Source organism: Variovorax sp. Soil_C_12 (genome assembly GCF_057657375.1).
Genome location: NZ_JBDGIO010000002.1, coordinates 104,517 through 124,491, shown reverse-complemented (window position 1 = coordinate 124,491; position 19,975 = coordinate 104,517). Strand labels below are relative to the sequence as shown.

The 19,975-nt window shown below is 66.6% G+C and carries 22 protein-coding genes; 14 read left to right on the top strand and 8 right to left on the bottom strand.

Going from position 1 to position 19,975, the window contains the following annotated elements:
• Window positions 1-152: 152 nt before the first annotated feature.
• The 5 genes from AC3A6X_RS05520 (at window position 153) to AC3A6X_RS05500 (ending at window position 4,739) form a co-directional block, all read left to right on the top strand.
• The gene (locus AC3A6X_RS05520; protein WP_487841215.1) at window positions 153-1,379 is read left to right on the top strand and encodes an iron-containing alcohol dehydrogenase; all 1,227 of its coding nucleotides are present in this window, start codon (window positions 153-155) and stop codon (window positions 1,377-1,379) included.
• Window positions 1,376-2,353 carry a tripartite tricarboxylate transporter substrate binding protein gene (locus AC3A6X_RS05515; RefSeq protein ID WP_487841214.1) on the top strand — a complete coding sequence of 326 codons (978 nt, stop codon included), beginning with the start codon at window positions 1,376-1,378 and terminating at the stop codon, window positions 2,351-2,353. Before AC3A6X_RS05520 ends, AC3A6X_RS05515 begins: the two co-directional genes overlap by 4 nt.
• Before the next feature lie 55 nt (window positions 2,354-2,408).
• Window positions 2,409-4,034, top strand: coding sequence for an alpha-amylase family glycosyl hydrolase (locus tag AC3A6X_RS05510; protein ID WP_487841213.1), 1,626 nt, complete (start codon window positions 2,409-2,411; stop codon window positions 4,032-4,034).
• A 55-nt stretch (window positions 4,035-4,089) separates the two neighbouring features.
• Window positions 4,090-4,374 carry a LysE family translocator gene (locus AC3A6X_RS05505; protein WP_487841212.1) on the top strand — a complete coding sequence of 95 codons (285 nt, stop codon included), beginning with the start codon at window positions 4,090-4,092 and terminating at the stop codon, window positions 4,372-4,374.
• Between the two features lie 131 nt (window positions 4,375-4,505).
• Entirely contained in the window at window positions 4,506-4,739 is a 234-nt protein-coding gene (locus tag AC3A6X_RS05500) for a hypothetical protein (protein WP_487841211.1), read from the top strand.
• 206 nt (window positions 4,740-4,945) lie between these two features.
• Here the strand turns inward: AC3A6X_RS05500 and AC3A6X_RS05495 are convergent, their stop codons facing one another.
• On the bottom strand, window positions 4,946-5,284 hold the full coding sequence (locus AC3A6X_RS05495; RefSeq protein WP_487841210.1) for a TOBE domain-containing protein: 339 nt from the start codon (window positions 5,282-5,284) through the stop codon (window positions 4,946-4,948).
• 104 nt (window positions 5,285-5,388) lie between these two features.
• Here AC3A6X_RS05495 and AC3A6X_RS05490 point away from each other — a divergent pair, with 104 nt between their 5' ends.
• On the top strand, window positions 5,389-5,616 hold the full coding sequence (locus AC3A6X_RS05490; protein WP_487841209.1) for a hypothetical protein: 228 nt from the start codon (window positions 5,389-5,391) through the stop codon (window positions 5,614-5,616).
• Window positions 5,617-5,719: 103 nt separating this feature from the next.
• Here the strand turns inward: AC3A6X_RS05490 and AC3A6X_RS05485 are convergent, their stop codons facing one another.
• Genes AC3A6X_RS05485 through AC3A6X_RS05475 form a run of 3 tightly spaced genes read right to left on the bottom strand, consistent with a single transcriptional unit; the run spans window position 5,720 to window position 9,328 of the window.
• Complete coding sequence (locus tag AC3A6X_RS05485; RefSeq protein ID WP_487841208.1) at window positions 5,720-7,531, bottom strand: IlvD/Edd family dehydratase; 1,812 nt, start codon at window positions 7,529-7,531, stop codon at window positions 5,720-5,722.
• Window positions 7,531-8,547 carry a D-erythronate dehydrogenase gene (gene denD / locus AC3A6X_RS05480; protein ID WP_487841207.1) on the bottom strand — a complete coding sequence of 339 codons (1,017 nt, stop codon included), beginning with the start codon at window positions 8,545-8,547 and terminating at the stop codon, window positions 7,531-7,533. The genes AC3A6X_RS05485 and denD overlap by 1 nt, the downstream gene beginning before the upstream one ends.
• 16 nt (window positions 8,548-8,563) lie before the next feature.
• A complete protein-coding gene (locus AC3A6X_RS05475; RefSeq protein ID WP_487841206.1) occupies window positions 8,564-9,328 on the bottom strand; it encodes a FadR/GntR family transcriptional regulator in 765 nt (254 codons plus the stop codon).
• Window positions 9,329-9,518: 190 nt separating this feature from the next.
• On the opposite strand from AC3A6X_RS05475, the gene AC3A6X_RS05470 reads away from it, so the two are divergent.
• From AC3A6X_RS05470 to AC3A6X_RS05450, 5 genes are all read left to right on the top strand, one after another.
• On the top strand, window positions 9,519-10,592 hold the full coding sequence (locus AC3A6X_RS05470) for an ABC transporter ATP-binding protein (RefSeq protein ID WP_487841205.1): 1,074 nt from the start codon (window positions 9,519-9,521) through the stop codon (window positions 10,590-10,592).
• A gap of 40 nt (window positions 10,593-10,632) precedes the next feature.
• The gene (locus AC3A6X_RS05465) at window positions 10,633-11,961 is read left to right on the top strand and encodes an ABC transporter substrate-binding protein (protein WP_487841204.1); all 1,329 of its coding nucleotides are present in this window, start codon (window positions 10,633-10,635) and stop codon (window positions 11,959-11,961) included.
• 82 nt (window positions 11,962-12,043) lie between these two features.
• A complete protein-coding gene (locus AC3A6X_RS05460) occupies window positions 12,044-12,898 on the top strand; it encodes a carbohydrate ABC transporter permease (RefSeq protein ID WP_487841793.1) in 855 nt (284 codons plus the stop codon).
• Window positions 12,895-13,776, top strand: coding sequence for a carbohydrate ABC transporter permease (locus AC3A6X_RS05455; protein WP_487841203.1), 882 nt, complete (start codon window positions 12,895-12,897; stop codon window positions 13,774-13,776). The genes AC3A6X_RS05460 and AC3A6X_RS05455 overlap by 4 nt, the downstream gene beginning before the upstream one ends.
• An 88-nt stretch (window positions 13,777-13,864) precedes the next feature.
• Window positions 13,865-14,212, top strand: coding sequence for a hypothetical protein (locus AC3A6X_RS05450; RefSeq protein WP_487841202.1), 348 nt, complete (start codon window positions 13,865-13,867; stop codon window positions 14,210-14,212).
• Between the two features lie 42 nt (window positions 14,213-14,254).
• On the opposite strand, the gene AC3A6X_RS05445 is transcribed toward AC3A6X_RS05450, so the two are convergent.
• The 3 genes from AC3A6X_RS05445 to AC3A6X_RS05435 all read right to left on the bottom strand — a co-directional run bounded on the left by AC3A6X_RS05445 (window position 14,255) and on the right by AC3A6X_RS05435 (window position 16,041).
• Window positions 14,255-14,761 (bottom strand): DUF3072 domain-containing protein, encoded by a 507-nt coding sequence (locus tag AC3A6X_RS05445; protein ID WP_487841201.1) that lies wholly within the window; start codon window positions 14,759-14,761, stop codon window positions 14,255-14,257.
• A gap of 191 nt (window positions 14,762-14,952) precedes the next feature.
• The gene (locus AC3A6X_RS05440; RefSeq protein ID WP_487841200.1) at window positions 14,953-15,684 is read right to left on the bottom strand and encodes an alpha/beta fold hydrolase; all 732 of its coding nucleotides are present in this window, start codon (window positions 15,682-15,684) and stop codon (window positions 14,953-14,955) included.
• 123 nt (window positions 15,685-15,807) lie between these two features.
• Window positions 15,808-16,041: a hypothetical protein gene (locus tag AC3A6X_RS05435; protein WP_487841199.1), complete on the bottom strand. Its 234-nt coding sequence runs from the start codon at window positions 16,039-16,041 to the stop codon at window positions 15,808-15,810.
• A gap of 338 nt (window positions 16,042-16,379) precedes the next feature.
• On the opposite strand from AC3A6X_RS05435, the gene AC3A6X_RS05430 reads away from it, so the two are divergent.
• The 3 genes from AC3A6X_RS05430 (at window position 16,380) to AC3A6X_RS05420 (ending at window position 19,255) form a co-directional block, all read left to right on the top strand.
• Entirely contained in the window at window positions 16,380-16,868 is a 489-nt protein-coding gene (locus AC3A6X_RS05430) for a hypothetical protein (protein WP_487841198.1), read from the top strand.
• Between the two features lie 512 nt (window positions 16,869-17,380).
• Window positions 17,381-18,259 carry an H-NS histone family protein gene (locus tag AC3A6X_RS05425; protein WP_487841197.1) on the top strand — a complete coding sequence of 293 codons (879 nt, stop codon included), beginning with the start codon at window positions 17,381-17,383 and terminating at the stop codon, window positions 18,257-18,259.
• 870 nt (window positions 18,260-19,129) lie between these two features.
• A complete protein-coding gene (locus AC3A6X_RS05420) occupies window positions 19,130-19,255 on the top strand; it encodes a hypothetical protein (RefSeq protein WP_487841792.1) in 126 nt (41 codons plus the stop codon).
• Here the strand turns inward: AC3A6X_RS05420 and AC3A6X_RS05415 are convergent.
• Window positions 19,233-19,964 carry a GntR family transcriptional regulator gene (locus AC3A6X_RS05415; protein WP_487841196.1) on the bottom strand — a complete coding sequence of 244 codons (732 nt, stop codon included), beginning with the start codon at window positions 19,962-19,964 and terminating at the stop codon, window positions 19,233-19,235. The two genes, AC3A6X_RS05420 and AC3A6X_RS05415, sit on opposite strands and share 23 nt — an antisense overlap.
• Between the last annotated feature and the right edge of the window lie 11 nt (window positions 19,965-19,975).

The window sequence follows — 19,975 nt, the reverse complement described above, 5'->3', positions numbered from 1 at the left end:
TGGAACCTCCGGACTGTACGCAAGGGGAGGAGGTAGCACCATCTTGGCGCCAAAGGGTTGCGAAATTATCAAGCGAGCGCGGCGGAAATCTCGTTTGATCGGCGGCGCGGTGGTGGGAACACTGTGCCCACTGAATACAACCGGAGACGCGCTTGCCGACCCCTGCCCGCAATGACTTGACCGCCCATCGCTACCGCTTCACGGGGCATGAACGCATCCTGCACAACGTGCGCGCCGACGAGGTGTTGCCCGGCCTGATGGAGCTGTTCGGCTATCGCCGCGTGTTCGTCGTGTGCTCCCGCTCGCTGAACACCCGCACGGAGGTGATCGCCCGAATCCGCGCCTGCCTGGGCGAACGGCTGGTCGGGCTGACCGACGACGTGGGCGAGCATTCGCCGTTGTCCAACGTGCTGCGGGCGGCGCAGCAGGTCCGCGATGCCGGCGCCGACGTGCTGCTGTCCGTGGGCGGCGGATCGGTCATGGACATGTGCAAGGCGATTCAGCTGTGCCTTTCGGAGAACGCGTACAGCCGCGAGGCGCTGCTCAAGCTCCAGTTCGTGCTGTCCGACGACGGCACGGAGATGCTGACCACCTCGCGCGCCGCACCGGCGATCCGCCAGATCGCGATTCCCACCACACTCGCGACCTCGGAATGGACGCCGGTCAGCACACCGATCGACGAACTGACCCACCTGAAGGCCCGTTTCGTGGTGCCCGAAGGCTCGCCCCGGGCGGTGATCTACGACCCCGACATCCTGGCGCAGACACCCCTGCCGCTGCTGCTTTCCACCGGCATCCGCGGACTGGACCATGCGATCAATACGGCCTGTTCTTCGTCCCCGCATCCCTTCGCCAGTCTGCTGGCGGAGCAAGCCATCGCGCTGTACATGCAGAACCTGCCGCTCCTGAAGGAGCCGTCGAACCGGCAGGCGCATGCCAATTGCCAGCTCGCGACCTGGTACACGGGCATGGGCCAGATGTCGGTGCCGCATGGCTTCAGCCACTGGATGGTGCACATCGTCGGCCCCTACGGTTCTGTCGCGCACAGCGACGCGGCCTGCGTGCTGATGCTGGCACAGGCGAAGTGGCTGGAGGGCTGGGCCACCGAGCAGCACGACCGGCTGCGGCTGGCGCTGGGCGCCACCGGGGAGCCGTTCCACGAAATTCTTCAGCGCCTGCTGGAGCAACTGGGCCTGCCGACGGCGCTGCAAGACCTGGGACTGAACCGCCAACAGGTCGAGGCCATGATCGAGCCGGCCTTGCAGCACCCGATGGTGACGCGCAACAACATCCGGCCCATACGCAGCGCCGATGATCTGCGCGCCGTGATGGCGCTGGCCTGGCGCAGCGATGGCGCGCAGGCGAAGGAGCTGCCATGAAGCCGCTGGCCATGGGACCGGCCCGCCTCCTGGCGCTGGCCCTCTCGCTGCTTTGCGCGGGCACGGCCGCAGCCGATGCCTACCCGGCCAAGCCGGTGACCCTGATCGTGCCGCAGGCCCCCGGAGGGGCCAACGACACCATCGCGCGCATCTACGCCGCGAAGATGAGCACGCTGCTGGGGCAGCCCTTCATCGTGGACAACCGGCCCGGCGCGGGCGGCAACATCGGCACCGTGGCCGCCGCCCGTGCGCGGCCGGACGGCTACACCCTGATCCTGAACCTGAGCACCACGCAGGTGGTGAACCCTGCGCTGTATGCCCATGCCGGCTTCGACCCGATCAAGAATTTCCAGCCCGTGACGATGCTCGCCAGCGCGGCCTACCTGCTGGTCGCCAACGCGGGCTTTGCGCCCAGCTCGGTCACGGCGCTGATCGCGCAGGCCAAGGCGCAACCGGGCCAGCTGGCGTATGCCTCGGCCGGCAACGGCACGCTCAACCACCTGCTGGGCGAGATGCTCAAGGCCCGGGCCGGGATCGACATGGTGCACGTGCCCTACAAGGGCGCTGCGGCCGCGGTGACGGACGTGGTCGGCGGGCGGGTGCCGGTGTCGTTTCAGAGTGCGCCCTCGGCGATGCCCTTCGTGAAGTCGGGCAAGCTCAAGGTGCTGGGCGTGGCCAACGAAAAGCGCATGGGTAGCCAGCCGCACATTCCCACCATTGGCGAGAGTCTGCCCGGCTTCGGAGCCACGCCGTGGTACGGCGTGTTCGCGCCGGCCGCGACGCCGCCCGAGGTGGTGGCCACGCTGCACGCGGCCAGCGCCAAGGCGCTGGCCAGCCCCGACGTGCAGGCGCAACTGGCCCAGCAGGGCGCCGAGCCGATCGGCATGGGCCCGGCACCCTTTGCCGCGGCGCTCAAGAATGACGTGGCGCGCTGGTCCGCGGTGGTCCGGGAAACCGGCTCGAAGATCGACTGAGCGCCCGCGTGGGTTCTTGGGGAGAATGGGCGCCCTCGATACCGAAAGGATGCGAATGTCAGCAGACGACTGGTGGCGGCACGGAATCTTCTATCAGGTTTATCCGAGGTCGTTCCAGGACAGCAACGGCGATGGCATCGGCGACCTCGACGGCATCCGCGCGCGGCTCGACCACCTGGTCGCGCTCGGCATCGACGCCGTCTGGATCTCGCCGATCTATCCCTCACCGATGGCGGATTTCGGGTACGACGTTTCCGACTATTGCGACATCGATCCGCGCTTCGGCACGCTGGCCGGCTTCGACGCCCTGGTCAGCGAGGCCCATGCGCGGGGGCTCAAGCTCGTCCTGGACTTCGTGCCCAACCATACGTCCGACCAACACCCTTGGTTCATGCAGAGCCGGAGCAGGCGCGGAGATCCACGGCGCGACTGGTACCTGTGGCGCGACCCGGCGCCCGACGGCGGTCCGCCCAACAATTGGCAGAGCAACTTCGGCGGCCCGGCCTGGACGCTCGATGCTGCCACCGGGCAGTACTACTGCCATTCCTTCCTGAAGGAACAGCCCGACCTCAACTGGCGCCATCCCGAGGTGCGCGCCGCGATGTATGAAGTGCTGCGCTTCTGGTTGCGGCGTGGCGTGGACGGGTTTCGCGTCGACGTGCTCTCCGACCTGATCAAGGACGCGGAATTCCGCGACAACCCGCTCAACCCGGACTTCGTCGTTGGCCAATTCCCGGCGCTGCGCTGGATCCCGCTCTACTCCACGGATCGCCCGGAGATGCAGCAGATCGTGGCGGAGATGCGGCGCGTGGTCGACGCCTTCGGCGATGCGACGTCGTCGCGCGTGTTGATCGGCGAGCTCTACTTGCCGCTCTCGCGCCTGGTCGCCTTTTACGGGCTCAACGCCGAGGGCGTGCTCGAAGGCGTGCAACTGCCCTTCAACTTCCAACTGATCGGGGCGCAGTGGCAGGCCCAGCGCATCGACCGCCTGGTGCGCGACTACGAAGCCGCCTTGCCCGCCGGCGCCGCGCCGAACTGGGTATTGGGCAACCATGACAAGCCCCGCATCGCGAGCCGCGTCGGTCCGCAGATGGCGCGGCTGGCGGCCATGCTGCTGCTCACGCTGCGCGGTACCCCCACGCTCTACTATGGGGACGAGATCGGCATGACCGACGTCGCGATCCCTCCAGAGGAAGTGCAGGACCCGTTCGAGAAGAACGCGCCGGGCAAGGGCCTGGGCCGCGATCCGCGGCGCACGCCGATGCAGTGGAGCAGCGCACCGCAGGCCGGCTTCACCACCGGTACCCCGTGGCTGCGCCTGGCGGACGACTGGCCCAAGCGCAACGTCGAATCGCAGGCGCGTGACGCCGCATCCATGCTGACGCTCTATCGGCAACTCATCGCGTTGCGCCGCGCGCAGCCGGCGCTGAATCGGGGCGACTATGAGGCTCTGGAAAGCGAAGAGGACGTGCTGGCGTACGCACGCGAGTTCAAGGGGCAGCGGGTGGTGGTGCTGTTGAACTTCGGCGCCAGCGCAGCAGCCCTGTCGCCCGCGCTGTTGCCGGCACACTCGATCGTGCTGGCGTCGACTGTTCCCACGCGCCCCCAGCGGATAGAAAAAGAAGGGCTGGTGCTGGCGCCTTGCGAAGGCGTCGTTATCGGCCCCAGATCGACACCTTGAGCCGTATCGCCGTGCGGCCCAGGATGCGCTCGGGCGGCAGTCCGAAGTGCCGGCAATGCGCCTGGTTGCCTCGATGTTCCGGCAGGGGGCGCTCACGGCGCTGACCAACCCGAAAGTGCTGTTGTTCTTTGCCGCCTTCCTTCCGCACTTCATCGACCCGGCCGGAAACCTCGTGACGCAGTTCGTCGTGATGGCCTGTACCTTTGCGGTGTTTGAGTTCGCCACGGAGCTGTTGATCGTCGCCATGGCACAGCGCATCAACGCACGGCTTGCGCGCACGGGCAAACGGTTCAACCAGATTTGCTGCGGCCTGTTCGTGACGATCGGCGCGGCTGACTGATCCGCGGACGTGCCGCTGCTCGCCGGCGCGCTTCTTGCGCATCGCGTCATCGCTCGACACACACATTCGCTTTGCAGATAAGTGAAAAGATCACAAAAGCGAGACCTGTTGCCCATTCTTCAGTACTACAAATGGCTACACTTTCCGCAACTCACAACCATCCCACCTCCAAAGCCATGGCAAAGAGATTCAGCGATCACAACCGTTTTGCGGCAGCCCTAGACACCGGCCCCACCCAGCTTCAGGAGCTGTCGGATCTTCATCAAGAGCAGCGTGAACCAGATGCTGGGCGGTGGCGCCGCCATCTGTCCTTGATCGCCCTGGCCATCGTGGTGGCGGTGGTGGCCGTGGTCGTCATGAGGTGAGGGGCGTCCCAGGCATCGCCTCGGGCTCCTGCTTCGCGCGATGCCGGACGTGGCGCGAACCGATGCGCTGGCAAGCGCCGCCAGCGCCGCGCGCCCGCATAGCCTGACGCACCGTGAGTTGCAGGTGCTGCGCCTGGTCGCCGCCTGGCGGTGCACGGCAACCAGGAGGCGATGGACGGCTTCGCTCGCGATGCTGTAGCCGGCGATCACTTCAATCCGGGTGCCTTGGTAGGTGCAGCACGTCGCCCGGCGCCACGGCCAGGCGTTCGCGGAACAGCGCGATCACCTTGCGCGTCGCCCAGGCGCAGGCCGAGCTGCGTCTCGGAGCCCCGGGGTTCCACGAGCGTCACCCGCGCCGCCACGCCCTGGCCGGCAGCGCAGGGCTCGAAGTGCTCGTGCCGGATGCCGTAAGTGGCATCGCGCCCTGCGTGCGCTTTGCCGGCACCCGCGGGAATGGGCAGCATGACGCCGGCGGCCGCGAAGCCTTCGGGCGTGCAGCGGCCGGGGATGAAGTTCATCGCCGGCGAGCCGATGAAGCCGGCCACGAACTTTCCCAGCCTCCTGGCTTCGGGGATCTGGCGCGTGTTCCCTCGCGACGCGCTCCCGCGGGTAGCTCGTCACACGATCGGGGACTATCATCATCGCGCACATGACCACCGTGCCAACGCCGTCCCAGATCGCCAGCCTCGATGACGAGCGCCTCGAGGAGCTCGCCGTCAGTTGGCGCGCGCAGGCGCTGCGCGGCGACCGGCGGGCCTTCGGCGTGGCCCACGCCTTCGAAGTCGAACGGCGAAGGCGCCTGAGCGAGAGTCAGCTACAGCAACTCGAGGCCCTGGCGCCGGTCGCGCCGCGCAAGCCGTGGTGGAAGTTCTGGTAACACTGCCTCACGGCCGCCTGCAAGACCTAGATCCGTGCGCCATGGCATTGGATCGGACATCGTTGGTCCCCCATGGGTTCGTTGCGCCGACACTCAACCGCCGCTAATGGTTGTCCCGGGGAATGCCGAAGGTCGCATGGATCTTCTGGTACTTGACCGCGGGCTTGAGCACCATGCCTTCGGAGAGTTCGTCGACGACGGCGCGCTGGATCTCCTGCCACGGCGTCTGGCTCGGCGGGTACGGATAGCCGCCGGCCGCCGCGAGCTTTGCCCGGCGCCTGGCGAGCTCCTCCTCCGAGACCAGCATGTTCGCCGTGCGCTTCTTCAGGTCGATGCGGACGCGATCGCCGGTCTCGAGCAGTGCGAGCCCGCCGCCGGTCGCGGCCTCCGGCGAGGCGTTGAGGATCGACGGCGAGCCCGAGGTGCCGGACTGCCGGCCGTCGCCGATGCAGGGCAGCGCGGTGATGCCTTTCTTCAGCAGGTAGTCGGGCGCGCGCATGTTGACCACCTCGGCCGCACCGGGATAGCCGACCGGCCCCACGCCGCGCATGCAGAGAATGCTGTTCGCATCGAGCTTCATCCTCGGGTCGTCGATGCGGCGGTGATAGTCCTCCGGGCCGTCGAAGACGATGGCCGTGCCTTCGAAGGCCATCGGGTCCTTCGGATTCTCGAGGTAGCGCGCATGGAACTCCGACGTGATCACGCTGGTCTTCATGATCGCGGAGTCGAACAGGTTGCCCCGGAGATTGAGGAAGCCGGCGTTCTTCTTCATCGGCTTGGCGTACGGAAAGATCACCTTGCGGTCGCTGGTGAACTTGCCTGCGCAGTTCTCGATGAGCGTCTTGCCGTTGGCGGTGAGCGCCGGCTGGATCTTGCCCTGGGCGATCAACTCGGCGACCACTGCCGGCACGCCGCCGGCGCGGTAGTACTCCTCGGCCAGGTACTCGCCGGCCGGCTGCAGGTTCACGATCAGCGGGATCTTGTAGCCGTGCTTCTCCCAGTCGGCCGTCGTCAGCGCGACGCCGATGTGGCGCGCGATGGCATTCAGATGGATCGGCGCATTGGTCGAGCCGCCGAGGGCCGAGTTCACGACGATTGCGTTCTCGAACGCCGCGCGCGTGAGGATGTCCGAAGGCTTGAGGTCTTCTCGCACCATCTCGACGATGCGCTTGCCCGTCAGGTACGCCATCTCCTGGCGGTCGCGATAGGGCGCCGGAATCGCGGCGCTGCCCGGTAGCGTCATGCCCAGGACTTCGGCCAGCGAGTTCATGGTCGATGCTGTGCCCATGGTGTTGCAATGGCCGGTCGACGGGGCCGAGGAGGCCACGAGCTTCAGGAATTCCTGGTAGCCGATCTCGCCGGCGGCCATCATTTCGCGCGCCCTCCACACGATGGTGCCCGAGCCGGTGCGCTCGCCCTGGAACCAGCCATTGAGCATCGGCCCCGCATTGAGCGCAATCGCGGGAATGTCCACGGTTGCCGCGGCCATGATCTGGGCCGGCGTGGTCTTGTCGCAGCCGGTCGTCAGCACCACGCCGTCGAGCGGGTAGCCGTAGAGGACCTCGACCAGCGACAGGTATTGCAGGTTGCGGTCGAGCGCCGCCGTCGGGCGCTTGCAGGTTTCCTGGATGGGATGGATCGGGAACTCGAAGGCGATGCCACCGGCATCGCGGATGCCTTCGCGCACGCGCTCGGCCAGCACCAGGTGATGGCGGTTGCACGGCGCGATGTCCGAGCCGGTCTGCGCGATGCCGACGATCGGGCGCCCCGACTGCAGCTCGTCGAAGCCGAGGCCGAAGTTCATCGTGCGCTCGATGTAGAGCGCCGTCATGTCGGCGTTGGCCGGGTTGTCGAACCAGGCCTGGGAGCGCAGCGCCGCAGGCTTGCTTCTCTTGTTGTTGTTCTTCGGCTTCATCAGCGCATTCCCTTCAGGGTTTGGTCGGCGTCGGGCCGGGCCCGGCAGTCGTCGATGTACTGCCGCACGATGTCGGCGAAGTTGTCGTGCGGCAGGAGCCCGAGCCGCGCGGCGCGCGCCGCAGAGGCGCCGGTGGGCCAGTTCGCCACGATGCCGGCGATGCGCTCGTCGCGCTCGAAGCGTACGCGCGCCCGCACGGCGGATCCGGCGACCTGCTCGAGCGCGTCGAGCATCTCGCTCACGCGCACGTTGAGGGCCGGCAGGTTGAGCGCGGTGCGGCCGCCGAAGGCCTCGCGGCTGGCCTCGAAGACGGCGATGAGGCCCTCGACCGTGCGTTGCGGCGACGACACAGGATGCGATACGTCGGGCGACACCGGGCAGACCGCTTCCATGCCGGCCAGCGGCTCGCGGATGATTCCGCTGAAGAAGGACGAGGCCGCGCCGTTGGGCCTGCCGGGCCGTACCGTCACGGTCATCAGCCGTGCGGCCCGACCGTCGATGTAGCCCTTGCGCGTGTAGTCGGCGACCAGGTGCTCGCAGATGAGCTTGTGCGTGCCGTACGAGGTCTGGGGCGTGGGCAGCGTGGCGTCGGCCACCACGCTGGGCATCGGCACGGCCGCATCGGGGCCGAAGACCGCGACCGAGCTGGAGAAGACCAGGCGCGGCACCTTGCCGCCCGCGTCGACCTGCGCGCGCAACGCGTCGAGGAGCGCCCGCGTGCTGTCGAGGTTGGAGCGCAGGCCGAGCTCGAAATCGGCCTCGCACTCGCCGGACACGGCAGAGGCCAGGTGGAAGACGCCATCGAAGGGCTCCTTGCGCAAGGCGTCGGTCTGCGAGAGCAGCGGGCCGGTCCGTGCCTCGACGCGCGCATCCGCGAGCAGATCCGCCGGCGGCGGCGCGATGTCGGTCAGCACGAGCCTGTCGATGCGCTCGCCGGCCAAGGTGCCGCGTGCGAGCAGCGCTCGCGCGAGGCGCGAACCCACGAAGCCGCCGCCGCCGGTGATCATCAGTTTCATACGCTGTCCTTCGTTGTCATTGCTTGTCCTTCGGGCGGCGCAGCGTCGCTGCGGCGCGCACGGCCTTCGCAGCGGCGCGCCGGCGCCGGCCGTCGATGACCCCCCCTTCGACGAGCCGCTGCTCGCCGCGGATCAGGTGATCGATGGCGTGATGTCTCGCCGCGACGGCATCGCGCGCGGCGATGGCTTCGAAGATGGCGCGATGCTCGCGCTGCACCGCCGCCATGAAGTCCATCCGCCGGGCCTCGTTGCCGCGCGTGATGCGCATGCCCTCGCGCAGGTACTGTTCGAGAAAGCCGAGCAGCAGGCGAAACTGCGGGTTGCCGGTCGATTCGCCGATCACGCGGTGGAAGGCGAGGTCTTCCGCCACGCCGTCGCGCCCGTCGGCGACGGCAGCGTCGATGGCCTTCAGGCTGCGCCGCAGGGCGGCGATCTGCGCGCGGGTGGCGCGCTCGGCGGCCAGCGCAGCGATCTCGCCCTCGAGCACGCGGCGCACCTCGACCACGTGCACCACCGCCTGCACCGAGCCCAGCACGGCGGGGTCGAAGGCCAGCGCCTGATGCGGCGGCGGCGGCGCGACGAACACGCCCAGGCCCTGACGCGACTGCACCATGCCCTTGGACTTGAGCTGGTGCACCGCCTCGCGCACGACGGTGCGCGAGACTCCGTGCGAAGCCGCGAGCTGCTGCTCGGTGGGCAGCCGGTCGCCGGCTTTCAGCGCGCCGGATTCGATCTGCGCGCACAGGCGCGCCGCCAGCCGGTCCGACAACCGATCGACCATCAACTGCTGGGGCTGGGGGAGGGTGGACGCCCGCACGGCGGTGGTGAAATGAAGCGCTTATCGGGTCATCATACAAGTGGCCGACGCAGGGCGCATCCCCCGGTTTGCCCTGATGCGCGGGCCCATCGCATTGCCAATACTGCGCGCTGCGACGGCGCGCGTCCGCTTGCGAACTCTCAGGACTCAGTGCATGGCCAGTGTCACGATCCAGGCAGTCAAGAAGAACTTCGGCGACGTCTCCATCCTGCATGGGGTCGACATCGACATCCAGGACGGTTCGTTCACCGTGCTGGTGGGCCCGTCGGGCTGCGGCAAGTCGACGCTGCTGCGCATGATCGCAGGCCTGGAGGAGATCAACGGCGGCGAAATCCGCATCGGCGATCGGCGCGTAAACGACCTGCCGCCCAAGGAGCGCGACATCGCGATGGTGTTCCAGAACTACGCGCTCTATCCGCACATGACGGTGCGCGACAACATGGCGTTCGCGCTCGCACTGGCCAAGCTGGACAAGCCCACGATCGAATCCAAGGTGAAGCGCGCCGCCGAGATCCTCGGCCTCATCCCGCTGCTCGAGCGCTTTCCGCGCCAGCTCTCGGGCGGCCAGCGGCAGCGCGTGGCGATGGGCCGCGCCATCGTGCGCGACCCGCAGGTGTTCCTGTTCGACGAGCCGCTGTCCAACCTCGATGCCAAGCTGCGCGTGGCGATGCGCGGCGAGATCAAGGAGCTGCACCAGCGCCTGAAGACCACGTCGATCTATGTCACCCACGACCAGATCGAGGCCATGACCATGGGCGACAAGATCGTGGTCATGCGCGACGGCCGCATCGAGCAGACCGGCAGCCCGCTCGACCTCTACGACAACCCGGCCAACCAGTTCGTCGCCGGCTTCATCGGCTCGCCGGCCATGAACTTCCTGCCGGGCACGCTGCGGCGCAGGGACGGCGCCGCGCACGTGGAACTGAAGGACGGCACCCGGCTCGCGGCGCCGCTGCGCTGCGGCGGCGTCGACGGCCAGCCGGTGGTCTACGGCACCCGGCCCGAGCACCTGACGCTCGCCGATTCGAACGGCATCCCCGCGCGCGTGGCCGTGATGGAGCCGACGGGCATGGACACCTTCGTCGCGTGCCGTCACGAGGGCGCGGAACTCTCCGCCGTGTTTCGCGAGCGCCACGACTTCGCGCCCGGGACCACGATCCATCTGCAACCCGATCTGCAGCGCGCGCACCTCTTCGACGCAGGCACCGGCGAACGGCTGGTGTCCTGAATTCCACCGGCAGTCCGTTCAAAACACGAAGGAGACAACAATGACTGGGTTCAATCGCCGCCAATTTCTGGAAGGCTCGGCCGGCGTCGCCGCCGCCGCCACGCTCGGCACCGGCACCGCGGTCTTCCCCAGCGCCGCGCACGCGCAGTCGATGACCTTCAAGCCTGAGAAGGGCGCCACGCTGCGCGTGCTGCGCTGGAGCCGCTTCGTGCAGGGCGACATCGATGCCTACATGGCCAACGTGAAGAAGTTCACCGAGGCCACGGGCGTGCAGGTGCGCGTCGACAACGAGACCTGGGAGGACGTGCGGCCGAAGGCGGCGGTGGCGGCCAACACGGGCGCGGGGCCCGACATCATTCTGTCGACCAACGACGACGCCAATCTCTATCCCGACAAGCTGCTCGACGTCACCGACCTGGCCGAGTACCTGGGCAAGAAGTACGGTGGCTGGTACCCGGCCGCGCAGGCCTTCATGCGACCCGATGGCAAGAAGTGGATCGGCCTGCCGCTGGGTGCCTCGGGCTCGCTGATCGTCTATCGCCAGAGCATGGTGAAGGCGGCCGGCTTCGATGCCTTCCCGAAGACCACCGACGACTTCCTCAAGCTCTACAAGGCGCTCAAGGAAAAGGGCACGCCCGGTGGCATGGCGCTGGGCAATGCGACCGGCGACAGCACCTGGACCAACTGGCTGGTGTGGGCCTTCGGCGGCAAGCTGGTCGACAAGAGCAACAAGGTGGTGATCGACAGCCCGGAGACGCTGAAGGCGCTGGAGTACGCGAAGGAGCTCTACGCCAACTTCATCCCGGGCACGCTCTCGTGGCTGGACCCGAACAACAACAAGGCCTTCCTCGACGGCCAGATCAGCGTGACCAACAACGGCATCTCGATCTATTACGCGGCCAAGAACTCGCAGGACCCGAAGATCAAGGAGATGGCGGCCGACATCAGCCATGCGGTGTTCCCGATCGGGCCGGTGGGGGTGCCGACCGAGTCGCACCTGTTCTTCAACCAGATGATCATGAAGTACACCAAGTACCCGCAGGCGGCGAAGGAGTTCCTGCGCTTCATGATGGAGCGGCCGCAGTTCGACGACTGGCTGCAGGGCGGCGGCGGCTACGTGGCGCAGCCGCTGGCCGACTACGAGAAGAACCCGATCTGGTCCGTGGACCCGAAGAACACGCCCTACCGCGACTCGGTGAAGAACCTGCGCCCGGCCGGCTACGACGGCAAGCTGGGCTACGCCTCGGCGGGCGCGGCGGCCGACTTCATCATTCCGAACATGGTGGCCGAGGCGGCCAGCGGCTCGAAGTCGCCGAAGGAAGCCGCCGAACGGGCGCAAAAGCGTGCCGAGCGCTACTACAAGGTCTGAGGCCGCCACGGACGCGCCGGTGGCGACGCGTCCGTGGACGGCGCGGCTGGCCGACAGTCGCAACTTCCTCGGCTTGCTCTTCATGCTGCCGGCAGCGGGGCTGCTGCTGCTGTTTCTCACCTATCCGCTCGGCCTGGGCATCTGGCTCGGCTTCACCGACACCAAGGTCGGCCGCGGCGGCCAGTGGATCGGGCTGGAGAACTACGAGTTCCTCTGGGGCGACGCGGTCACGCGGCTGGCGCTCTTCAACACGCTGCTCTACACGGTGGTGGCAAGCGTGTTCAAGTTCGTGCTCGGGCTGTGGCTGGCGCTGCTGCTCAACAAGAACATCCGTTTCAAGACCCTCTTTCGCGCCATCATCCTGCTGCCCTACATCGTGCCGACGGCCCTCTCGGCCATCGCCTTCTGGTGGATCTACGACTCCCAGTTCTCGATCATCAGCTGGGCACTGCTGAAGATGGGGCTGATCGACAGGTACATCGATTTCCTGGGCGATCCGTGGAATGCGCGCTGGTCCGTGATCGCAGCCAACGTCTGGCGCGGCATCCCCTTTGTCGCCATCACGCTGCTGGCAGGGCTGCAGACCATCTCGCCCTCGTACTACGAGGCCTCGGCCATCGACGGCGCATCGCCCTGGCAGCAATTCCGGCATGTCACGCTGCCGCTGCTGACGCCGATCATCGCCGTGGTCATGACCTTCTCGGTGCTCTTCACCTTCACCGACTTCCAGCTCATCTACGTGATCACGCGCGGAGGGCCGCTCAACGCCACGCATCTGATGGCCACGCTGTCCTTCCAGCGCGCGATCTCGGGCGGGGCGCTCGGCGAAGGCGCGGCCATCGCGATCGCGATGGTGCCGTTCCTGCTCGCCTGCGTGCTTTTCAGCTACTTCGGCCTGCAAAGACGCAAGTGGCAGCAAGGAGGATCCGACAAATGAGGGCCAGCCAAGCCGCAACGACCGACATGGTCGGCATGAGCTATCTCGAATCGTTGCCGCGCAAAGTGGTGACCGTGTACCTGCCGCTGGTGGTCTTCCTGATCGTGCTGCTGTTCCCGTTCTACTGGATGGCGATCACCTCGGTGAAGCCCGACGCCGAACTGCTGACGCGCGCGGGCAATCCCTTCTGGGTGGTGGCGCCGACGTTGGCGCATTTCCACAAACTGCTGTTCGAGACCTCGTACCCGCAATGGATCTGGAACACGCTGCTGGTGTCGGTGGTATCGACCTTCTGTTCGCTCGGCTGCTCGGTGTTCGCGGCCTACGCGATCGAGCGGCTGCGCTTCAACGGCTCGCGCCAAGTGGGGCTGGCGATCTTCCTCGCCTACCTGGTGCCGCCGTCGATCCTCTTCATCCCGCTCGCGAACGTGGTATTCGGCCTCGGCCTCTTCGACACGCGCCTGGCACTGATGCTCACCTACCCGACCTTCCTGATTCCGTTCTGCACCTGGCTGCTGATGGGCTACTTCCGCTCCATTCCCTTCGAGCTGGAGGAGTGCGCGCTGATCGACGGCGCGAGCCGCTGGCAGATCCTGGTGAAGATCGTGCTGCCGCTGGCCGTGCCCGGTCTGATCTCGGCCGGCATCTTCGCCTTCACCTTGTCGTGGAACGAGTTCATCTACGCACTCACCTTCGTCTCCTCGTCGGAGATCAAGACGGTGCCGGTCGGCGTGGTGACCGAGCTGGTGCAGGGCGACGTCTACCAGTGGGGGCCGCTGATGGCCGGCGCGCTCCTGGGCTCGCTGCCGGTGGCGTTCATCTACTCGTTCTTCGTGGAGTACTACGTGTCGGGCTTGACGGGGTCCGTGAAGGAGTGATGGGCAGGGGGCCTGGCGGCCGGAGTGGAGGCGCAGCGAAGGTGGCCCGCAGCAGTGTCCTCGTACGCTTGTTGCCTGAACCAGCCACATGACCGCGGCCGCGCGCCCGCTAAGTCGGTCAGTGCGCTGGGAAGCCGCAGGCGCTTCATGGGAGTTCCGCGACACCGACCCGAAGGGCGATCGCATCCCCGCAAAGTCCGCTCTGCTCGCCGTGCTCGGCGCACCCGTGTTGTCGACCGTGCAGCTGCCCGCCGAAGCGATGGCCTTGCTCGATACGCAAAACGATCCGGTCATCGGTGAGCCGACGCGCGAGGCCATGCGTGAGCGCTATCGTGGCAGCGCGCAGTTCCGACAGACTACCGGCGGGCACTATCCGGCATTGCTCAATCCGAGGGAGTTCACCACTGCCTTACGGCAGCATTTCCGCGCCGATTGAAATGGATCGCGCAGCGAACCTTCGCAGCCCTGAAGCGCGTGGTCAGCGTACCGAGGCAAGCGGCCGGCGGCGATCCCTGCCCGTGATCTCAAGTTCACGACGGCCGCCACGCGCGGCCGTTTTCTTTTTGTTGTCACCCAACGCCGACTCGACACGAGGACCGGTTGGCCCCCCGGCATTCGCCGGCGAAGCCTGTCTGCCTTCCATCTCGGCCCAGCGGCCTCCTTCACTCACGGGATCTCGCACATAAAGCCGTGTGCGTCGCGCACTTTCGGGCTGGTGGCCAGACCGAGTCAAGGCCACGAGATGCTGCGCGCTCTGCTCGGCCTTTGCCGTGCCACGCCCTGTCTCTGCTTGCAACTCATCAATGCGCCGGGAAGCCTCTGCCTTGGTGAGCGTTTCGTCAAAGTCCTGCTTGGCTTCCTCGCACAAGGTCTTGAGGTAAGAGCGCTGGGCGCCCGTCATCGGCTCGTCACCCGTGACCCAGTCGCTCGGGTCCTTCTCCATGTTGCTCTCCGCGGCGTGCGCCTGGGTCGTCTTGTCCGTCATGTAGGGCTCCTTTCGCAGGGGATGGCAGAACTGTATAAAAAACCAGTTATCGCCGTGTCGGACGAATGCTCTAGATTGCGCAAGATCACCCTGCGCTCCATCGGCGGGTGCTGGGGGCCTGCAATGCCTTCCCTAGGGCGCTGCGGCTTCGCGCTCCTGGAGTGAGATCTGCGCCGACGCCAGACCCGACCTCAGCAGCGCGGCAGCTCCGATGCGGCAAGCATGCGTTGCCACAAGCCCCGCCATGGATTCCAGTCATGCCCGCCCGGTGCGGTGAATACCCGGCCGGACGGCAACGCCTGTGCGAGTACGCGGTGACTTGGGGCGAGGCTGTCCGAGAGCCCATAGCCGAGATAGAACGGCGGCCCTGCGGGCAGTTCATCGCGACGCAAGAGGCTTTGGACGCTGCGCCAGGCATGCGCCGCGACCTCATCGGCGGGGAGCGGGTCCGGGGGTGCTTTCCACCGCAGCAGGCCGCCGGCCTCGAGAATCGCCTGACTCGCCGCCGGCTCACCGAGGTAGGGCGCGAGCACGACCATCCCTTGCACGTCTGCGGGATGCACCTCGGCATATCGCAGCGCGCCAAGACCGCCCATCGAAATGCCCGCAAGCCAGATCGAGCGGTAGCCCTGTGCCTGCGCGGGCGCGATGACATCGGCGCGCAGGCGCTCCAGGATGCTGCGGTCCCGGTAGTAACCCAGATGGGCGTCTACGCGCAGGACGTCGACGGCCAGGTCGAGGCTGCGTACTGCTGAGACAAAGCCCTCCTTCTCCAGTTCGCGCAGCGTCATGCCGCGGCCCGGCAGAATGATCAGGAGGGTCCGCGCCTCCACGGTACAAGCGCTCTTGTCCAGTTGCGCCGGCATGGGAACGGTGGCCGGGCGCGGCAGATGGCTGCAGCCGTCGATGCCGAACGCGGCCATGGCTGCGAGGACTGCAGTCCACACACCGAAGTGTCGCCGAATTGGACAAGCCCCATCCATCGCCCTCAGGCTAGCAGAAGGAGGATTGCCCGGTTGCCTGGTGGCGAGTGCTCGAGTGGCGGGTCACTGCGATCTCGTCCAAGCTTGCGCGCGGGCGAAGGCCTGCGCGGTTCGGGCATGCCAGTCCTCGTCATCGCCATCGGCGGCATGTCGGCACGCGCCGGCTAAGTCGGCCAGATCGCGCTGCACCTGGAGCAGCATGGAGCACCGGATCAGTCCGATCCGGTCCACGGCCTCGGCCATGGTGCAACCCAGCTGCGCAAGCCACTCGGGCCGGTTCAGCACCAGAGCGGCCACGATCCTCTCTCCGGTCGAGAGGGCGTTCAACCCTCCATCGCGGGCGTCCCTGTTTGCACCGGCGCCAAAGTTGCATCGTGTGTTGGATGGCCTGCGCTCGTACCGGCTGTCCCGACACGGCGGAATGCCCTGCCTTGGAGCCTGCGCCTCGTCTCCGACGATCCCCATGCATCAGCCATTCTCCAAACGAGGTAGTCCACCGTGATTCGCAGCGCCTGTATGGCTGAGGCGCTACCGACCTATGTCGAAAGTGCAGCGGACAAACGCCATCGCGCCAAAGATACTTTCCACTCCAAGTCCACTGTTACGGCCGGCGAATGGAAACTGGAAAGCTCCTCGTGATCGTGGAGGTCGCACAGGCCAGACGGTTTGCATGTCAGGCCCCCGGCTGTGGCCGCAGTGCGTTTCGGCAACTCTACGTGGTCTCTCACAGCGGAGGAATCGTCGTCCTCGGCGCAAGCTGCTATCGGAAGATGCTGGGCACCGAAGTCCCCGTGCGGCCGCTGTATGGGACGCCTGTTGTCCGTCGTCTCACCGAAAGGCAGTGCAGCTTGCTCGCGGAGAATCCGGCCCAGCTGATCGCCGAGCTCGAAACGGACCCCGCGTTCCCCTTCCATGCGCCCGCGGCGCCTCTGAATTCGGGCGAGCTCGCGCCGCGCGCCCGCATTCCTCGCTTGCCCCTCGGGACGAGACGCCAATTTGGTGCGCAGGCAGAAAGAGAAGTGGAGGCGAAATACGGGCAGCGATCAGACCTCAAGGGCTGGCGTTCGCTGGTCGACCTTCGCATCCGGGAACTCGCGGACGGCGCCAACAGGTCGAGCCGGTAGCGACCCATCCAGGTGCTTGGGCGCAAATGCAACCCCGGGGGGCGGCGCCTCGACAGTCATTCGGGTGCTGGAGAGGGCGTACCGATGAATGGTTCTGGGCTGCATGGCTTTGCGCAGCTGGGATCGCCGAGGCCCGGCGCGCGGGCCCAATTGTGAGGTGACCGCCAGGGCTTCGGCGAACAGGCCGATCTGTGCAGCCCAACGCTGTGACTGTGCACGGACACAGCGGTCCTCAACAGCATGCTGCGATGCGGCCTATCTGGACAGCTGGCTGCAGCTGCTGAAGAACGATCGGACTGCGATCTTCACGGCTGCACGGCACGCGGGCGAAGCGTTCGAGTACATCCTGGCCCGGGAGATGCCGCCGCTGGACTCAGCGCCGCTGCGGTCATCGGATGAATGAGTCCCGATCGGTCGGCAGGCGTTCGACCGGATTTGAATTGTTTGCGGCACAGATCCATTGGGATGCGCAAAACTAATTAGACTCCAGCCTTTCCACTTTCAAGTTCTTCATGACCAAGACCTACGCCCAATTGGCACGCGAGATTGCTGCTCTCCAGGCCTCCGCCCAAAAGCAACTTGCGATCGAAGCCAAAGGCGCCATCGCGAAGATCAACGACATGATCTCGACGTACAGCCTCACGGCTGGCGATCTGAAATTCACTTCGACTGCGGCATCGGCCGTGCGGCCTTCGGCCTCGAAGAAGATCAAAGCGACGAATGGCAAGGGTCGCGCTGCGGCCCAGCGCGCGAAGTTCAGCGATGGGCAAGGCAACCAGTGGGGTGGGCGCGGGCCGAGGCCGGCGTGGCTGCGCGACGCCATCGCGGCCGGTCGGACGCTCGAGAGTTTCGCGGTCGGTGCGGCGACGCCGGCCGCCGTCACACCCGTCACCGAATCACCCGCAAAGAAGGTGACGGCCAAGGTGACCGTGTCCAAACGGATCAAGTCGCGCCCCAGCGCCGCGAAAGGCCAAGCAAGGAAGCCGTCGCCGGCCGCGAAGGTGTCTTCCGGCGCTGCGGTTGAGGCGCCCGCCGAGGCGGCAACGAGTCCGGTGAAGGCCTCGCGCAAGAAAGTGGCTGTGAAGCCTCGTGCCGAATCTGCGGTCGGTTCGACGTCCACCCAACCGGTTCAGCCGCCGGTGAAGAAGTCGCCAGCGAGGAAGGGCCGCGCGGCCACGACAGCGCGCGCTTCGAACGCAGTGAAGACAAGCACCCGTGCAAAGACACCGGTGGCTTCGGAGCCCGGCGTGACGGCGAAGAAAGCGGCGGTGTCCAAGGCCGTGCCGAGCCGCAAGAAGGCGAACGCGAAACCCGTTGCGCGCAAGGCGGCCGCGGTGGACAGCCAGACGCCTTCGGCGCCTGAAGCAGCCACCGCAACGGCGGCTGCGTAAACCTCGTTGCAGCCCTGCCGTCACGAAGGTGACGGCAGCCCTGGGCGGCCTCGGCCGCCTGTTCTCTTGCTGTTGCTGAAGCTGTGCGCAGTTGCTGCGACTGCGCGCCGGACACGCATCAGCCTGATGACTGCGCGCGCAGCACCGTTGCTCGGCGGCCAGACGATGCTCGCCCGATGCAGGACATATTCCACGCTCCAGTCGTTTCGAGATCGGCTGGGGAAGGTCAGGGCAAGCTCTTGCGAAATACTTCCAATCGTTTTGACTCATAACGAGATACAACCCGCCCCATCCACCACGGGAGCAACCATGTCAGGTCGGGGAAGACTCGCGCTCAGCGTCAACGAATTGGAAACCGGCGAATATCACTACGTGCTCCTGGAGGCTGTGACGGAACCCGGCGAACTCCTTTGCTACCGGCCCAAGGAGATCGACGAGAAGGGCCACCCGACCGCGCTGCAGGCGTGGTTTGCCGGCGTGGGCGCCGTGCGCAGGCTTGAAGCCAGCCGAGGACAGCCTAGGTACGAGCGCCGCGCCCCGTGCCCGGACGGCCCATCGCCTTGCTCAACCCCGTAGATTTCTTCCGCCCGATGCCCGGCATTCGGGTCGTCAATAAGAATCCGCGCCGGCGCTCCGCGCCACGACCTGCGCACGCGCCTCCGAATACCGCTCCTGGTTGAAAGCCGTTCCCCTGGACAAGAGCTTTTGCCAGCACGCCCGTGGCCACCATCCCCAGGCTGAAGCGGTGCATGCCTGGAAGGGGATTTGCGCCGGTCTGCAGCCGTGGCGCGTCACCGGAAGTCTCGATACAGGCAGGCTCGTGCAAACCGCACATGCCGTGACGTTCGATTCGCCTGAAGGCCTCTTTCAATCGACCCGGAAAACAATCACTGCTCGCTGACGCCGCGCATCGGCGTCTGCCGGAGCGATGGACAGTTCGAGATCGTGTGGCGCTGCGGCCTGACGCTCGGATTCAACGAGGCTTCAGCGGAATGACCGTCTCCGACGAGGGCAAGATCCCTCCGGCCGAGGACGCCGGCGATTCCGTCTCGAACTGGATCGTCGCAAGACCACGGTCGAGATGCGCGTCCAGCTCGGCCAGCATCTCGTCCAGGCTTTCGCCCAAGGCACATTCAAGGAACCTGTGGTGGTTTTCCTCGAAGTCCACCTTGGGCGCATGCGCGATCTGGCAGATGGCGAAACCCAGCTGTGTCTTCTGGGTCATCTGCTGCCAGAAGGCGGGCATCAGGTGGTTGCCGCAGCGCTCATACACGAGGCCGTGGAAGTGCGCCTCCGCCCGAATCTCCTCGGCCAGATCGTCACCCTTGACCGCTTCGATCATCTGGTCGAAGCGGTGTTGCAGCTCGGTCCTGAAGGACCGATCCCGTTGTGGCCAGATGCGGATGTAGGCCTGGCGCTCCATCACGCGGCGCATTTCGTAGACGTCACGCAGCACGCTGGCATTGACCTCGGCGACAAAGGTGCCTGCATAGGGTCGATTGACGGCCAGCCCGCTCTCGATCAACTCCCGAATGGCTTCGCGCAGGAGGCCGCGGCTCACCGCCAGGTCAGCCGCCAGGCGACTCTCGATCAGCTGCGTTCCCGGCGCCACCTGGCCGGACAGGATGGCGCGGCGCAGGGTCTCCGCGACATGGTCACGCCGCGTGAGGGTCGGGACGGGTGCGAACTTGGGAATGCTGCTCATGGTGGTGCGCC

Excerpts from the sequence above, each read along its gene's own strand:
- AC3A6X_RS05460 (WP_487841793.1), top strand. The coding sequence starts at position 12,044 with ATGCTGCCGGCAGCGGGGCTGCTGCTGCTGTTTCTCACCTATCCGCTC.
- AC3A6X_RS05450 (WP_487841202.1), top strand. The coding sequence starts at position 13,865 with ATGACCGCGGCCGCGCGCCCGCTAAGTCGGTCAGTGCGCTGGGAAGCC.
- AC3A6X_RS05415 (WP_487841196.1), bottom strand. The coding sequence starts at position 19,964 with ATGAGCAGCATTCCCAAGTTCGCACCCGTCCCGACCCTCACGCGGCGT.
- AC3A6X_RS05515 (WP_487841214.1), top strand. The coding sequence starts at position 1,376 with ATGAAGCCGCTGGCCATGGGACCGGCCCGCCTCCTGGCGCTGGCCCTC.
- AC3A6X_RS05485 (WP_487841208.1), bottom strand. The coding sequence starts at position 7,531 with ATGAAGCCGAAGAACAACAACAAGAGAAGCAAGCCTGCGGCGCTGCGC.
- AC3A6X_RS05455 (WP_487841203.1), top strand. The coding sequence starts at position 12,895 with ATGAGGGCCAGCCAAGCCGCAACGACCGACATGGTCGGCATGAGCTAT.
- AC3A6X_RS05510 (WP_487841213.1), top strand. The coding sequence starts at position 2,409 with ATGTCAGCAGACGACTGGTGGCGGCACGGAATCTTCTATCAGGTTTAT.
- AC3A6X_RS05475 (WP_487841206.1), bottom strand. The coding sequence starts at position 9,328 with ATGGTCGATCGGTTGTCGGACCGGCTGGCGGCGCGCCTGTGCGCGCAG.
- AC3A6X_RS05440 (WP_487841200.1), bottom strand. The coding sequence starts at position 15,684 with ATGGCCGCGTTCGGCATCGACGGCTGCAGCCATCTGCCGCGCCCGGCC.
- AC3A6X_RS05505 (WP_487841212.1), top strand. The coding sequence starts at position 4,090 with ATGCGCCTGGTTGCCTCGATGTTCCGGCAGGGGGCGCTCACGGCGCTG.
- AC3A6X_RS05425 (WP_487841197.1), top strand. The coding sequence starts at position 17,381 with ATGACCAAGACCTACGCCCAATTGGCACGCGAGATTGCTGCTCTCCAG.
- AC3A6X_RS05490 (WP_487841209.1), top strand. The coding sequence starts at position 5,389 with ATGACCACCGTGCCAACGCCGTCCCAGATCGCCAGCCTCGATGACGAG.
- AC3A6X_RS05445 (WP_487841201.1), bottom strand. The coding sequence starts at position 14,761 with ATGACGGACAAGACGACCCAGGCGCACGCCGCGGAGAGCAACATGGAG.
- AC3A6X_RS05500 (WP_487841211.1), top strand. The coding sequence starts at position 4,506 with ATGGCTACACTTTCCGCAACTCACAACCATCCCACCTCCAAAGCCATG.
- AC3A6X_RS05465 (WP_487841204.1), top strand. The coding sequence starts at position 10,633 with ATGACTGGGTTCAATCGCCGCCAATTTCTGGAAGGCTCGGCCGGCGTC.
- AC3A6X_RS05470 (WP_487841205.1), top strand. The coding sequence starts at position 9,519 with ATGGCCAGTGTCACGATCCAGGCAGTCAAGAAGAACTTCGGCGACGTC.
- denD (WP_487841207.1), bottom strand. The coding sequence starts at position 8,547 with ATGAAACTGATGATCACCGGCGGCGGCGGCTTCGTGGGTTCGCGCCTC.